Below are 15,176 nucleotides of genomic sequence, written 5' to 3'. Positions count from 1 at the left end.
TAATACGTTTACTCTAGTATAGAGCCTCTCCCTTCCAACCACGAACCCTGTATGAACGCTCAATCATCATTGCCGCGCCTGTCGTATTTCACGGGTCGAGGCGTCGCCGAGAAGATCCGCCTGCTGCTCGCCGAGTCCGGAACGGAGTACGAGGACATCGACCTGGGCACCTATGACGTGCAGGCCAAGGTGAAGACACCGGCCTTCGAGGCCATCAAGGCGGCTGGCATGCTGGCCTTCGACAAGGTGCCGCTGTGGGAGGAGCCAGACGGCTTCCGCGTGGTGCAGAGCCTGGCCATCATGCGTCACGTCGCGCGCACCCGCGGCCTCTATGGGAAGGATGCGCGGGAGACCGCCGCCTGCGACATGATCATCGACGGCGTCGAGGAAGTGACGGCCCGTGCGCGCAGCCTGACCTCGCTCACGCCGGACCAGCTCTCCGAGCAGCTCCCCATCATCCTGGGCGAGGAACTGCCGCAGTGGCTCTCACACTTCGAGCGCCTGCTGAAGAGCAACGGCAGCGGTGACGGCTTCTTCGTCGGCCCCTCCGTGACGGTGGCGGACACCAGCGTCTTCGGCTTCCTGGAGCTGCTCGTGGACAACGGCCTCCAGGACCTTCTGGAGAGCACCTACCCTGGGCTGTTCGGGTTCTTCGAGCGCATGAAGCAGCGCCCCAACCTCGCGCGGCACCTCGCCAGCCCCAAGCGGCACCCCGCCGTCCAGCTGCTCAACGGCTGAGCGGACCCGCGCCCGACGAAGCCCCCCGGCCATGACGCTTACCCTGAAATTCCACGACTCCGTCAGCCACCTGAGCGACGCGGAGCTGGATGCCCTCACCTCCGAGTCGAGCGTCTTCTTCGGCCGGCGCTGGTTCCGCATGCTGGACGCGGTCGACCTGTCCGCCATGGCCCGGGGGGAGCTGTCCCTGCGATATGCCATTGCGTATCAGCAGGGCACTCCCGTCGCGATGTGCCCGTGTTTCATCACCCGTAGCAAGACCATCTACACGCCCTACTCGCTGGAGCATTTCCTCTTCACCAGTTGGAAGAAAGGCTTCGCCAACGGGCCGGCCTGGAGCCGGGTGGCCATCGCGGCGGCGGACCTCTACCGCAACGTGGCCTGGCGCACGGGAGCAGGCTTCGATGGCGGCGTTTTCGTCACCAGCCCGCTCAGCATGCGGAGCAGCATCCACTGTGCCGCGCAGTCCGTGGACGTCGCGAAGCAGGCTCGGGAGCTCATCCTCCAAGGACTCCGGGAGCTCGCTACCAGCGAGCGGCTGCCGCTCTATTTCTACGGCGTGGAACGGGATGACACGACGCTGAGAGAGGCGCTCACCTCGGCGACGTTCCAGGAGATCTTCATCTACGACGACAACGTCATGGATGTCCCGGGGGACAACTTCGACGCCTACCTGGGCCAGTTCAAGAGCGACGTCCGGCGGGTGCTCAAGAAGGAGATGGCGCACGCTCGGGATGCGGGCGTTCGCTTCGAGCGCGTCTCCCGGATGGGCGAGATGGCGGAGCAACTGGAGCGGTTCTACGAGGTGACCTACTCCAAGTATGGCAGCGAGCACCTCCGCCATCCTTCCACGTTCTGGGCAGCGCTCGACCAGCACGTCTCGCCCGAGGCCGAGGCCGTGGTCGCCTACCAGAACGGCGACCCCATCGGCTTCTCCCTGCTGCTCCACAAGAACGATGAGATGTGGTTCTACCGGGTCGGCCGCGCCGAGGCCGGGGCATCCGAGACGCCGCTGTACTTCAACCTCGCCTTCTACGAGCCCCTGCGCCGGGCCTATGAGCTCGGCGTCAAGAAACTCTGGCTGGGCGCCAGCGGGTACGAGACGAAGCGGCGCCGTGGCGCGCGCAGGCACGGGCTGTACAGCTACCTGTGGATTCCGGGGCGCTGGTCACGCACGGTGCTTCAGCCCTACGTGTCTGCCTACTCCCGCGTGGCCATGGCCATGGCTGCTGGCGGCACCCAGAATGGCCGCATCCGCAAGACGTCCTGAAACGTCGATGTGAGCATGACAGTGGGAACGGAGCGGCCACCCCGCTCCCGTTGAAGCTGATGCAGCGTGTGAAGGATGACGCGCTCCGCGTGGCTGAGCCCATCACGCACGTCTGGGATGATGTCTCGGAGGTCCATGGCCACGAGCAGCATATCTCGCGGCGATGTGCCTCTACGAGCGCCACGAAGCTTCCCACGATGGACGGCCCCATCATGCGAGCCGTCCATCGCAGCAATCGGTGGAGCGGTCATGCATCATCATCGTCGTCGAAGCGACGAAGGTTGCGCTGCCGCGCCAGGGTCTGCTTGCGACGCTGGAGCGCAGCATCCGCCACTGGCGCCTCTTCACGGCGCTCCTGCCCCACCGCTTCCGCCGGCTTCAGCAGCGCCGCCAGGGCTTCCACGGTGACGCCTTCGTAAAGGCTTGATGCAGGCAGGTCCAAGCCCAACTGCTTCTTGATGCGGCCACTGAGCTGCACGGCGATGAGCGAGTCGCCACCGAGTTCGAAGAAGTTGTCCTGGATGCCGATGGGCGCCACGCCCAGCATCTCCTGCCACAACTCCACCAGCGACCGCTGGAGTGGGGTGCCCGGCATGACGTAGGCACTGCGAAGCTGCGGGCGCGGCTGACACGGGCGCGCGCTGACGGCTTCGCCCCCCGGTTCCGCCTGCGAGGCCTGAGGCGTGGCGTCCGGCACCGCCGTCACGGGCTGGGATGCAATCGTGACCCGAGGCGCGGCCTCGACGGCGGCGGGCTCGATCCAGAAGCGCTGGCGCTCGAAGGGATAGGTGGGAAGTGGCACCCGATATCGAAGCTCCGCGCCATGGATCCCCTTCCAGTCCACGCGGACGCCCGCTTGCCACAGCCGACCGAGCGTCTCATAGGCCAGCGGCGCCATGCCGGCGGTGGCCCCGGCGTCCTTGGGCGGAGGCATGGAAGCCAGCACCGTGTGTGAGGCCGTGAAGGCGGGGTGACGCTTCGCCAGCTTCCCCAGCAGCTGGCCCGGGCCTACCTCCAGCAACACGCGCCTGGCGTCGGTGAGGAGCGCGTGCAATCCGTCCGCGAAGCGCACCGTCCCGCGCAGGTGCTCGGCCCAGTAACGAGGGCTCGTCGCCTGCTCGGCGGTCACCCAGGTACCGGTGACGTTGGAGGCGAATGGAAGCGTGGGCGCCGCCAGCGGCACCGTGGCCACCTGCGCGGCGAACGCGTCGAGGATGGAGTCCATCATCGACGAGTGGAAGGCATGCGACGTCACCAGCGGCTGGCACTGAATCCCCGCATCCTGGAGTTGCTTCCGCACCGCTTCGACAGCGGAGTGTGTCCCCGACAGCACGCACTGCATGGGGCCATTGAGGGCCGCCAGACTGAGCTCGGTTCCGCCTGCGCGCAGGTATGGCTGAACCTCGTCCTCGGACAAGGGCACCGCCAGCATCGCACCGGAAGGAAGTCCCTGCATGAGCCGGCCACGCGCGGCCACCAGTCTCAGCGCATGCTCCAGCGAGAAGACACCCGCGAGGCACGCCGCCACGTATTCGCCGATGCTGTGTCCCAGCATCGACTGCGGCATCACGCCCCAGGACATCCACAGGCGCGCGGTAGCGTACTCCAGCGTGAAGAGCGAGGGCTGCGTGAGCGCCGTCTGAGCAAGCTTTGTCCCGCTGACCTCGGCAGCCTCGGGCTGAGGGTACAGCACCGTTCTCAGGTCCAGTCCGTCCAGGTGGGGCCTCAGCAACTCCGCGCAGCGGTCCACCTCGGCGCGGAAGACGGGCTCTGCCTCGTAAAGCGCTCGCCCCATGTCCACGTGCTGCGACCCCTGGCCCGGGAAGAGGAACCCCACGGACCGCTCCACCGCGTCCTGCGCCTCGGTGAACACGCGAGGGCATTGTGGCTGCGACAGCGCGTCGACCGCATCCTCCGCGCTGTGCGCCAATACGAAGCGACGGTGCAGGAAACGTTGGCGTCCGGCCTGGAGCGTCCAGGCCACGTCCGCCAGATTCACACCCCTTTGGTTCTTCAATGACTCCACCAGCCGCGTCGTGACTGACTCCAACGCCGAGGGCGTCCGGGCCGACAGAGGCAACAAGTGCCATGCACGTCGCGAGGGTGCGCTCGCGGGCAGTTGGGGAGCCTCCTCCAGCACCACGTGCGCGTTGGTGCCACCCACGCCGAAGGAACTCACGCCCGCGCGCCGCGGCGAGTCCCCCGCGGGCCAGGGCTTGAGCGCGGCGTTGACGTAGAACGGGCTGCCATCAAAGTCGATGGCCGGGTTGGGACGCTCGTAGTGAAGACTGGGCGGCAGCTCGCCGTGCTTCAGCGCCATCACGGTCTTCATCAGGCCCGTGATTCCCGCGGCCGCGTCCAGGTGGCCCAGGTTGCCCTTCACCGAGCCTAGCGCGCAGAAGCGCCGTCGCTGGGTGGTGGCACGGAAAGCCTTGGTGAGAGCCTGCACCTCGATGGGGTCGCCCAGCGGCGTGGCGGTGCCATGGGCCTCCACGTAGCTGATGTCGTCCGCATCCAAGGCCGACGCCGCGAGCGCCTCCGCCACCACCTGGGCCTGGCCGTCCACGCTGGGCGCGGTGAAGCCCGCCTTCAGCGCACCGTCATTGTTGGTGGCCGAGCCCTTGATGACGGCATGGATGGTGTCACCGTCCCGCACCGCGGCTCGCAGCTTCTTCAGCAGCACCACGCCCACGCCGCTGCCGAAGAGCGTACCCTGCGCCTTCGCATCAAAGGGCCGGCAGTGACCATCCGGTGAAGCCATCCCGCCTTCCGCATGCCGGTACCCGTTGAAGAACCCCACGTTGACGGACGCACCGCCCGCGAGCGCCATGTCACACTCGCCGTTGAGCAGGCTCTGGCAAGCCTGGTGCACCGCAACCAACGATGTGGAGCACGCGCTCTGCACGGTGTGGCTGGCGCCCCGCAGGTTGAGCTTGTACGAGACGCGGGTGGCCAGGAAGTCGCCCCCGTTGCCGATGTTCACCTGCACCGGCTCGAAGGACTCCAGCACACGCGGGTTCCGCGCCAGGTTCATCAACAGGTACGTGTTGAGCGTAGCGCCGCCGAACACGGAGATGGCGCCAGCGTAGTCACGCGGTGAGTAGCCAGCGTGCTCGAGCGCCTCCCAGCACGACTCCAGGAAGACACGGTGCTGAGGGTCCGTGATTTCCGCCTCGCGTGGCGGCATCTCGAAGAAGGCCGCGTCGAACAACTCCGGCTCCGGAAGGATGGCCGCGGCCCTCACGAAGGACGGGTCCTCCAGCCGCTCCTCCGGCACACCGGCCGCGCGGGCCTCCTCCTTGGAAAAGAAGCGGATGGACTCCACTCCCTCGCGGAGATTGGCCCAAAGCGTCTCCACGTCCCGAGCGCCGGGAAATCGCCCGGCCATCCCGATGATGGCGACGTCGGCGTCGTCGAACTCCTGAGGGAGCTTGCTGTCCAAGGTGTCGTCTCCAGGTTCTCGTAGGTCGAAGGGGGCTTCGGCGCGGGCACGCGCCCTACTCGCGACGGCTGCGCCGCTCTCTGCGTTGAGCTCCACGGCTCTGGCTGGACTCGAAGGCGGTGCTCTCCGCTGGGGCCGGTCCCTGACCCAGCTTCTTCGCCAGGGTGGCCACGGTGGGGGCCTCGAAGACGCTGGTGAGCGGCACGTCCCGCCCCAGCTCCCGCTTCATGCGCCCGACGATCTTCAGCCACAGGAGTGAATTCCCTCCCAGGTCGAAGAAGTTGTCGTGAATACCCAGCTGCTCCAGCCCCAGCTGCTCCTGCCACACGCGCACGAGCGCGCGCTCCACCTCATCAGTGGGTGCCACGTACTCCGTGCCCAGCGCGGGCCGTGAGTGCAACGTGCCCCCCGCGTCCTTCTTTCCGCCCGCACCTTCGCGGCGCACCCACTGCGCCACGCGCGCGTCCAGGTTGCCCGTGGACACCAACACCTGCCCCTCCAGCGGCGCCTCCACCACCCGGCGGAAGGCCTCCACCGCCTCATCTGGCGTCATGGCGAACTGGTCGATGCTGGTCTGGATGGCCTTCGCACCCTCGGCGGCATCCACTGGCCATCCATCCCAGTTGGTGCTCAGCCACCGCGTGCCTCCAGTTCGCGAGCGTGCCGCCGCGAAAGCATCCAGGAAGGCATTGGCCGCCGCGTAGGCTCCCAATCCCAGGCCGCCCAGCACCGTGGCGTTGGAGGAGACCAGCATCACGAACCCCAACGTGCGGCCCGCCAGTGCCCGGTCCAGCGCATATGTGCCGTGCACCTTCGCCCGGAAGTGCGGCGCGCACGTCGGCGGCTCCATGGCGCCAAGCAATGACACCGCGCCGTCGCCCGCGAGCCCCGCCGCGTGGATGACCCCATCCAGCGAACCGAAGCGGGAATCCACCTCCGCCAGAACCGCGCGCAACTGCGCCTCATCCGCCACATCCGCGCGAGCCACCAGCACCTCCGCTCCCGCGGCCTCCAGCGCCCGCACCGCACGTTGACGGCGGCCATCCGAGTCCAGCCCCGCGCCGGAGCGCCCCACCAGGATCAGCCGCGCCTGCCTGGTGCGCGCCAGATAGTCCGCCATCCGCAAGCCCACGCCGCCCAGACCGCCCGTGATGAGATAGACGCCGCGCTGCTTGAGGGGCCAGGACACCGGCGTGTCCGCTTCGATGCGCAGCGGCTCGTACGCCTGCACCTGCCGGTGTGGGCCGCGCCAGGCAACCACCGGCTCCGGGGCGTCCGACGTCACCTCCCGCACCAATGCGTCCACCGACGGCGTGCGGACATCCACGTAGCGGCACGCCACGGTGTCCAGTTCCTGCGGAATCACCTTGCACAGCGCCGGCAACGTGGCGCGCTCGGGAGCCACCGCATCGGCGCTCTCCACCTCCAGCGCTTCGCGCCCCACCACCGTCAACTCCACGGGCCCGGGCAGCTCCGCTCCGGACAGGGCCTGCGCCAGCCGCAGCACGCCAAAGAAACCGCGCGCCTGGGCCTCGTCGAAGTCCGCCCCAGTCACATCGAGACTCCAGAGATACACCACGCGCTCTACGTTGAAGTCCCGAGCCTTCAACGCACGCAGCAACTGGGCGTGGTCCTCACGCTCTCGCCCATCCACGGTGAACTCGCGCTCCGTCACCTGACGGAAACCGGTGCCAGGTGTCACGCGAACGACGCCGTGGCCCAGGCGCTCCAATCGCTCCGCCAGGGCCGCCCCCAGCCCCCCCGCGTCCTGGTAGACGAGCCACCCGCGCGGCGTCACCAGTCCCGCCTTGGGAATCAACGGCGCACGCTGCCACGAGGGCAAATAGAACCAGCCGGCCACGTCCGCGCTCTTGCGCGCGGTACCCTTGCGACGCGCGGAGGACACCTCCGGCGCCAGCCAGTAATCCTGGCCCTCGAAGGGATAGGTCGGGAGCGGCACGCGCAGACGCCGAGCACCGCCGTGCACCGCGCTCCAATCCACCTCCATGCCCGCCGCCCACAGCCGGCCGACGGTGGTGGTGAGGAACGCGTCATCCGGCACCGGGTCCTGCGGGTGACGCAGCGAGGAGAGCACCGAGGGGGCCTTGGGCCCATTGAGCTGCAGGCGCGCCAGCGTCCCCAGCGTGCGGCCCGGACCAACCTCCAGATAGACGCGGCCAGGCTGCGCGGCCAGCGTGCGGATGCCGTCACCAAAGCGCACTGTCTGCCGCAGGTGCCGCGTCCAGTAGGCCGGGTCCACCGCCTCCGCTGGCGTCATCCACGTACCGGTGACGTTGGAGACAATGGGCAACGTGGGGGCATTGCGCGTCAGGGTCCCCACGAAGGACTGGAAGCGCGCGAGGATGGGCTCCACCAGGTGCGAGTGCGCCGCCACGTCGATGGGGATGTGACGGAACTCCACCTCGCGCCGGGTCAGCTCCGCGGCCAGCACCTCCACGGCCTCCACCGTACCGGCGACCGCGCACTGCGCGGGTCCGTTCATCGCGGCAATGGACAGCGAATCCCCCAGCAACGGGCGCAGCTCCGCCTCGGGCAACGGGACGCTGAGCATGCCGCCACCGGGCAACTCCTCGAAGAGCTGGCCGCGCAGCACCACCAGCGCCAGGGCGTCCTCCAAGGAGAAGACGCCCGCGAGGCAAGCCGCGGCGTACTCGCCCAGGCTGTGGCCGATGAGCGCCTCGGGCTTCACGCTCCAGGATTGCCACAGCTGAGCCAGCGCAAATTCCACGGTGAAGAGCGCGGGCAACGCCAGCGACGTGCGCTTGAGGCGCTGAACGGCATCCGCGGCATGCGCCGCGTCCGGGTACATGACGGGCCGCACGTCGAAGCCCAGCCGGGGCCGCAGGAGCTCGCAGCAGCGGTCCACGGCCTCGCGGAACACCTTCTCGGAGCCGTAGAGGCCACGGCCCATGTCCGGGTACTGCGCGCCACCGCCGGGGAACGTGAAGACGGCCGACGGCGTGCCGTTGCCCGGGGCCAGGGTGAAGATGCGCTGCGGGTCCTTGGACTCCAGCGCCGCCACGGCGCTCGCCCGGTCTTCACACACCACCACGCGGCGAAGCTCCATGGGCTTGCGCCCGACCTGAAGCGTCCAGGCCACGTCCGCGAGCTGCTGCTCCGGGTGGGCCTTCAAGTGCGCCAGCAGCGCGGCCGTCTGGGACTCCAGCGCCGAGGCTGTCTTCGCGGACAGGACCAGGAGCTGCCATGGGCGCTCCGCATCCCCCGGGAGGGTGACAGGCGCTTCCTCCAGGATGACGTGCGCGTTGGTGCCACCAATCCCGAACGAGCTCACCCCCGCGCGCCGAGGCGTATCCCCCTCCGGCCACGGCTGGAGCGCGGCGTTGACGTAGAAGGGGCTGCTCTCGAAGTCGATGCGCGGGTTGGGCTTCTCGTAGTGAAGGCTGGGAGGCAGCTCGCCATGCTCCAGGGCGAGCACCGTCTTCAGCAGGCCGGTGACTCCCGCCGCCGCGTCCAGGTGGCCCACATTGGTCTTCACCGAGCCCAGCCCGCAGAAGCCACGCTTGTCCGTCCCCGCGCGGAAGGCCTCCGTGAGGGCCTGCACCTCCACGGGATCTCCCAGCGGCGTGGCGGTGCCATGCGCCTCCACGTAGGAGATGGAGTCCGGGGACACCTCCGCCACGGCCTGTGCGCGAGCAATGACCTCCGACTGTCCCTCAACCCCGGGGGCGGTGTAGCCCACCTTCATGGCGCCGTCGTTGTTGATGGCCGAGCCACGGATGACGGCGTGGATGGTGTCACCATCGTTCAGCGCGTCCTCCAGGCGCTTGAGCACCACCACGCCCGCGCCGCTGCCGAAGAGCGTGCCCTGCCCCTTGGCGTCGAACGCGCGGCAGTGCCCGTCAGGAGAGGAGATGCCGCCGTCCTGATAGTGATAGCCCGTGCGCTGGGGCATGTGCACGGACACGCCGCCCGCCAGCGCCACGTCGCACTGGTAGCCAAGCAGCGACTGACAGGCGAGGTGCGTGGCCACCAGCGACGTCGAGCACCCCGTCTGCACGGTGAGCGCGGGCCCTTTGAGGTTGAAGTGATAGGCCACGCGCGTGGCGAGGAAGTCTTTGTCGTTGCCCACCATGGCCGGGAACGTGTCCTCGGCCTGCTGGAACTCCGCCCGAGAGAGCAGATTGAACAGCAGATAGGTGCTCAGGCTGGAGCCCGCGAAGACGCCAGTGGAGGTCGTCAACCGGCCCGGGGCATAGCCCGCGTGCTCCAGCGCCGACCAGGCACACTCCAGGAAGATGCGGTGCTGCGGGTCCAGCAACTCCGCCTCGCGCGGCGCGTATCCAAACAAGGCCGCGTCGAAGCGGCCCGGCCGCTCCAGGACAGGCGCGGCCCGCACGAAGTTTGGATTGGCGAGCCAGCCGGGCTCCACGCCCAAGGCCTTCATCGCCTCGTTGGTGAAGAAAGTAATGGCTTCCCTGCCCTCACGCAGCAGGCGCCAGAAGGACTCCACGTCTTCGGCACCGGGAACGCGGGCGGCCATGCCGACAATGGCTACCGCGAGACTCGCGTCCCCCTCATACCGGGTGTGACGACCCATGTTTGTCTACCCCTGCTTCCTTGCGCGGCGGCTGGAGCTCAAGTCGCTCGAGCTTCCGCTCCGAGCGGCCCCTGGGACGAGACTCGGCGGCGCTTCGATGAAATGAAGGACTGGACGGACTCGCGTCAGGGGGACGCCAGCATCCCAACCACCGGATGCCCGACGCATGCACCTGCCTGCCGCTTGCTCGCCCGCTCTCTCTGAGAACGGCCACTACACTCCAGGTGATTCATCCTGGTCCAGTATGACATTGACTACCGTGGCAACCACAGCCGCATTCCTGTGATAACAGCCTAGTCCATTTAACGTGGAAAAGCCTCCTGGCACACCTTATAAGTTTTTCCGGCTGAAGCGACTTTCAATTTGAAAGCTGCTTTACTGGGAGCACTGGGGGCCCGCTTCGTTGTTTGCTGTTTCGCGCGCGCCAGGGCCCCGGCGCGTCCCGGAATGGAACCGCTGCGCGCGAGCGTGCGGGACCTCCGACTCCCGAAAACATCTTGGGGACTCAAGAAATCATGGCTGGCGACACCCACTGGAACGGGCTGGAGATTGCAATCATCGGGATGGCGTGCCGCTTTCCCGGGGCCTGTAACGCCGAGGCGTACTGGCGGAACCTTCGGGATGGCGTCGAGTCCATCACCTTCCTCCAGGAGTCGGAGCTGGAGCCTTCAGTCATGGAGGACCCGGCACTCCGCAAGTCACCGCAGTACGTGCGCGCGGCGGCCCCCATCGAGGGCGCGGACCTGTTCGACGCGGCCTTCTTCGGCATCACCCCCAAGGAAGCCGAGGTGATGGATCCGCAGCAGCGTGTCTTCCTGGAGTGTGCCTGGGCGGCACTGGAAGACGCGGGCTACGACCCCGAGCGCTACCGGGAGCACATCGGCGTCTACGCGGGAGCCCGTACCAATACGTACGTCTTCAATCTCTTCTCCAACCCGGCCGCGCTGGGGATGCTCGGCGCGTTCGAGGTGGGCCTCGGCAATGACCTGGCCTTCCTCAGCACGCGGGTGGCGCACCGGCTCAACCTGAAGGGTCCGGCCTATTCGCTGCACACCGCCTGCTCCACCTCGCTGGTGGCGGTGCACCTGGCTGCCCAGGCGCTCCTGGCCGGAGAATGCCGCATGGCCCTGGCGGGCGGCGTGGCCATCCAGTCACCTCAGCGCACCGGCTACCTGTATCAATTTGGTGGTGTTGCATCGCCAGACGGACGGTGCCGCGCCTTTGATGCGCAGGCGCAGGGCACCCTCTTCGGCAGCGGCGCGGGTCTGGTGGTGCTCAAGCGACTGGAGGACGCAGTGGAGGATGGAGACACCATCCACGCCGTCATCCGAGGCTCGGCCATCAACAACGACGGCGCACAGAAGGCCAGCTTCAACGCACCCAGCGTCCAAGGCCAGTCACGCGTCATCCGCAATGCATTGCTGACCGCGGAGGTGGACGCGCGGAGCATCTCCTATGTGGAGGCCCATGGCACGGGCACCCAACTGGGAGACCCCATCGAGGTGCGCGCGCTCACCCGCGCCTTCAGAACGAGCACGCAGGACACGGGCTTCTGCGCGCTCGGCTCGGTGAAGCCCAACATCGGCCACCTGGATGCCGCGTCCGGCATCGCCAGCCTCATCAAGACGGTGCTCGCGCTGAAGCACCGGAAGTTGCCGCCCACGCTGCACTTCCAGGCGCCTAACCCGCAGATTGACTTCGCCGCCAGTCCCTTCTTCGTCAACGCCACACTGAGGGACTGGGCGCAGGGCCCCTCCCCTCGCCGAGCCGGCGTCAGCGCCTTCGGTATTGGTGGCACCAACGCACACGTCATCCTGGAGGAGGCCCCAGCCGTCGCTCCCACCGCGGACGCCCGTCCCTGGTACGTGTTGCCGTTGTCGGCGAAGACGGATACCGCCCTGCATGCCGCGACGGAGGCGCTGGCCACTCACCTGGAACAGCACCCGGAGCAGGCGATGAAGGACGTGGCCTTCACGCTGCAAGTGGGACGTCAGGCCTTCCAGCACCGCCGCATCGCCGTGGTGAAGGACCGGGAGCACGCCATCCGCGTGCTGCGCGGCGAGGAGCCAGAGCGGCTGGTCACACTGAAGCAGGAGGCGCGAGGCCGCCCCGTGGCGTTCCTCTTCCCTGGGGGTGGCACCCACCACCTGGGCATGGGCGCGGGCCTGTACCGCACGGAGCCCGTCTTCTGCGAGGCCGCCGACGAGGTCGCCAGTATCCTCCGCCCGCACCTGGGCATGGACCTGCGCACGGTGCTCTACCAGGAGCCCCTCCAAGAGGTGCCGGGGCTCTCCCGCAACGCGCTCGCGCTGCCCGCTATCTTCCTGACGGAGTACGCCCTGGCGCGGCTGTGGATGTCGTGCGGCGTGGAGCCGGAGCAGATGCTCGGCCACAGCCTGGGCGAGTACGCCGCGGCGTGCATCGCTGGTGTGCTGTCGGTGGAGGATGCGGCGGCCCTGGTGGCGCTGCGTGGCCAGCTCATGGATGAGCTGCCGGCCGGGTCCATGCTGAGCATCAGCCTTCCCGAGGCGGAGGTGGTGCCACTACTGGGCCAGGAGCTGGACCTCGCGGCGGTGAACGGACCCGCGCAGTGCGTGGTCTCCGGGCCGCGGGCGGCGGTGAAGCGGCTGATGGCGGAGCTGACGGCGCGAGGCGTGGAGCACCGCCAGTTGCACGTGGAGGCGGCGGCGCACTCGCGGATGCTGGAGCACGTCCTGCCGCGCTTCCACGAGCGCGTGTCCCGTCTGACGCTCCGTCCACCCGAGCGGCCCTACATCTCCAGCCGGACCGGCCAGCCCGTCACGGGGGACGAAGTGACGCAACCTCGGTACTGGGTGGACCACCTGCGCCACTCGGTACGCTTCCGGGACGGCATGCAGGTGCTGCTGGAGGACTCGACGCGCGTCTTGCTAGAGGTGGGCCCCGCGCAGTCGCTGACCGCCGTGGCGAGGCTCCAAGGCGAGCCCGTCGGCGCGCGCACCATCGTCTCCTCCGCGCGTCATCCCAAGGATGACCAGCCGGACGAGGCCGTCTTCTTGAACGCGCTGGGACGGCTGTGGCTCGCGGGAGTGGAGGTGGACTGGAGCGGTCTGCACGGGACGGAGACGGTCCGACGAATCCCCCTTCCCACCTATCCCTTTGAGGGCCAGCGGTACTGGGTCGCGCCGCTGGACCGGTCCGCCGCGCTGCTGGCCTCGCAGACCGCGAGCGGCAGCAAGCTGACCGATATCGGGGACTGGTTCCACCTGCCCTCGTGGCGGCGCACGCCTCCGGCCACGCTCGCCCCCACCGCGCTCGCCCAGCCTCGATGCTGGGTGGTGTTCACCGATGGAGGCCCTTTGGCCTCGCATCTCGTCTCCCGGTTGGAAGAGGCGAGACAGTACGTCGTCTCCGTGCACGCGGGCGCCGCGTTCTCCCGTGACGGCGAGCGGCGCTTCACCGTGGCGCCGGGAGCACCTGGAGACTACGTCGCGCTGCTGAGCGCCCTGGAGGATCTGACACCCCGTCCCGAAGTGTTCGTCCACCTGTGGAGCATCACGCAGCAGGACGTGCGCGAGTCCGTGCTGACGCGATTCCAGGCCGCGCAAGCGTTGGGCTACTACAGCGTGGCGCATCTGGGGCAAGCCCTTGCCGGCCTGAAGGATGCGCGCCCCCTCCGGGTGGAGGTCATCTCCAACCACCTGTTCGACCCGGACGGCCGAGCGGAGGCGCTGCCGGAGAAGGCGCCCCTGTTGGGCCCCTGCCAGGTGCTGTCGCAGCAACAGATGCACATCACCGCGCGCGGCGTCGATGTGATCCTCCCTGGCTCCGAAGGCGTTGCGGCGCTGGCCGAACAGCTCGTCGCCGAGCTCGTCACAGAGGCACGAGACGTCCGGGTGGCCTTGCGCGGTTCACGCCGCTGGGTCCAGGAGCTGTCTCCCGTTCGGCTGACAGAGACGGCCGCCCCCGCGCGGCCTCTGCGTGAGCGCGGCGTGTACCTCATCACCGGCGGCCTGGGCCGCGTGGGCCTGCTGCTGGCCAGCCATCTGGCGCGCACGAAGCAGGCGCGGCTGGCGCTGGTGGGCCGCACGCCGCTGCCGCCCCGGCGTCTCTGGGACGATTGGGTTGCCACACAGGGTGAGGACGACGACGCCAGCCTGCTCATCCAGCGCGTGCGTGAATTGGAGTCACACGGTGCAGAGGTGCTCGTCCTGAGCGCCGACGTCTCCAAGCCGCACTGGATGCAGGAAGTCCTGGCCGAGGTGGACCAGCGCTTCGGCGCGCTCCACGGGGTGCTGCACTGCGCGGACCTTCCCCTGGCCCCGCCCGAACAGACCCCGCCCTCCGCGACGAACCCGGACGCGGAGGCCCGTTTCCGCGCCAAGGTGCGCGGCACGTACGTGCTGGAGGACGTCCTGCGCGGTCGGGCGCTGGACTTCGTGATGCTGTTCTCCGCGTCGGCGGCCGTGCTGTCGCCGTTCGGCGACACGCCTTCGACGGCGGCCAACCTCTTCGTGGATGCGTTCGCGGCCCACCGCAGCCGGGACACAGGAACGCCTTGGATGAGCGTGGCCTGGGACCCGTGGCCGCGAGCGGCCGGCGCCAGCGATGCGCGCGCTCCTGACCTCGAGCCGTATGCCATGACCGAGGATGAAGCCACCGAGGCCTTCCAGCGAGTCGTCACCGGCGGTTTGGATGGACCGGTGATGGTGGCAACGGGTGACGTATCACGGCGACTGACTGCGTGGCTCCAGCGGGCGGGTGCTCTGCCCAAGGTCGCTCGAAAGGTCCGCACCGGAGACGAAGAGCTTCCCGCCAATGAGCTGGAGCGTGTCATCGCGGGCCTGTGGCAGGAGATCCTGGGCGTTGAACAGGTAGCGCGGCATGACCACTTCTTCGAGCTGGGCGGGCACTCGCTGCTCGCCACACAGGTCGTCGGGAGGTTGCGCTCACGGTTGCAGCTGGACCTGAGTCTGGCACTGCTCTTCACGTCGCCCACCGTGGCGGGTCTGGCGAAGGCAATCGCCGACCTCCAGGCGCGGCAACAGGAATCCCTCTATCGCGATCTGCTCGACCGGGTCACCCGCGTCTCCGAGCAGGAGCTCGCCGAAGAGCTTCGACGCCGCGGCGTGAAGGCCGCGTGAACGGAAGCTCCAGCCCCCGCTGGA

General features: G+C 68.4%; 5 protein-coding genes. 3 read left to right on the top strand and 2 right to left on the bottom strand.

Annotated features, from left to right (window positions below; translation table 11 throughout):
• Positions 1-51 precede the first annotated feature (51 nt).
• Both OZ403_RS18770 and OZ403_RS18765 read left to right on the top strand, forming a co-directional pair.
• On the top strand, positions 52-738 hold the full coding sequence (locus tag OZ403_RS18770) for a glutathione S-transferase (RefSeq protein ID WP_140791645.1): 687 nt from the start codon (positions 52-54) through the stop codon (positions 736-738).
• Positions 739-769: 31 nt separating this feature from the next.
• Positions 770-2,008 carry a GNAT family N-acetyltransferase gene (locus tag OZ403_RS18765; protein WP_268784751.1) on the top strand — a complete coding sequence of 413 codons (1,239 nt, stop codon included), beginning with the start codon at positions 770-772 and terminating at the stop codon, positions 2,006-2,008.
• 247 nt (positions 2,009-2,255) lie between these two features.
• Here the strand turns inward: OZ403_RS18765 and OZ403_RS18760 are convergent, their stop codons facing one another.
• Both OZ403_RS18760 and OZ403_RS18755 read right to left on the bottom strand, forming a co-directional pair.
• Positions 2,256-5,450, bottom strand: coding sequence for a type I polyketide synthase (locus OZ403_RS18760; RefSeq protein WP_268784750.1), 3,195 nt, complete (start codon positions 5,448-5,450; stop codon positions 2,256-2,258).
• A gap of 55 nt (positions 5,451-5,505) precedes the next feature.
• Entirely contained in the window at positions 5,506-10,029 is a 4,524-nt protein-coding gene (locus OZ403_RS18755; RefSeq protein ID WP_268784749.1) for a type I polyketide synthase, read from the bottom strand.
• A gap of 515 nt (positions 10,030-10,544) precedes the next feature.
• On the opposite strand from OZ403_RS18755, the gene OZ403_RS18750 reads away from it, so the two are divergent.
• Positions 10,545-15,152 carry a type I polyketide synthase gene (locus tag OZ403_RS18750; RefSeq protein ID WP_268784748.1) on the top strand — a complete coding sequence of 1,536 codons (4,608 nt, stop codon included), beginning with the start codon at positions 10,545-10,547 and terminating at the stop codon, positions 15,150-15,152.
• The last annotated feature ends 24 nt before the right edge of the window (positions 15,153-15,176 follow it).

It is taken from the genome of Myxococcus sp. NMCA1 (assembly GCF_026810205.1).
GTDB lineage: Bacteria > Myxococcota > Myxococcia > Myxococcales > Myxococcaceae > Myxococcus > Myxococcus xanthus_A.
The sequence above is the reverse complement of the archived record's forward strand: the minus strand, read 5'-3'. Positions and strand labels throughout refer to the sequence as shown.